Source organism: Mycolicibacterium arseniciresistens, assembly GCF_030519285.1.
Classification (GTDB): domain Bacteria; phylum Actinomycetota; class Actinomycetes; order Mycobacteriales; family Mycobacteriaceae; genus Mycobacterium; species Mycobacterium arseniciresistens.
Genome location: NZ_JAUMSQ010000383.1, coordinates 1 through 599, shown reverse-complemented (window position 1 = coordinate 599; position 599 = coordinate 1). Strand labels below are relative to the sequence as shown.

Here is a 599-nt window from a genome sequence, read left to right as displayed (position 1 = left end):
CACCCGCGGTGGATCGCGCAGGCGTTCACCGATGCGCTCGGCGCGGACGCCGGACAGCTGGACGCCGTGCTCGGAGCGGACAACGAACGACCGGTGGTGCACCTGGCGGCACGCCCCGGCGTGCTCGGCGCCGACGCGCTGGCCGAGGCCGTCGGCGGCACCGCCGGCCGCTACTCGCCGTACGCCGTGCACCTGCCCAGCGGCGACCCCGGCGCCCTCGAGCCCGTGCGCAACGGCACCGCGCTGGTGCAGGACGAGGGCAGCCAGCTGGTGGCCCTGGCACTGACGCGGGCTCCGGTCGACGGCGACACCGGCCGCTGGCTGGACCTGTGCTCCGGACCGGGTGGCAAGACCGCGATGCTGGCCGCCATCGGCGCCGGGACGGGCGCCCGGGTGACGGCCGTCGAACCGGCACCCGCCCGCGCCGACATGGTGCAGCAGAACACCCTCGGCCTCGGGGTCGAGGTGGTGCGCGCCGACGGCCGCGACAGCGGGCTGGCGCCCGGGTTCGACCGGGTGCTGGTCGACGCGCCGTGCACCGGCCTCGGCGCGCTGCGCCGCAGACCCGAGGCCCGCTGGCGCAGGCAGCCCGGTGACGT

General features: G+C 77.8%; 1 pseudogene. It reads left to right on the top strand.

Annotated elements, in window-relative coordinates:
- Positions 1–599: pseudogene (locus tag Q2100_RS28795) on the top strand (rRNA cytosine-C5-methyltransferase); the annotation flags it as partial.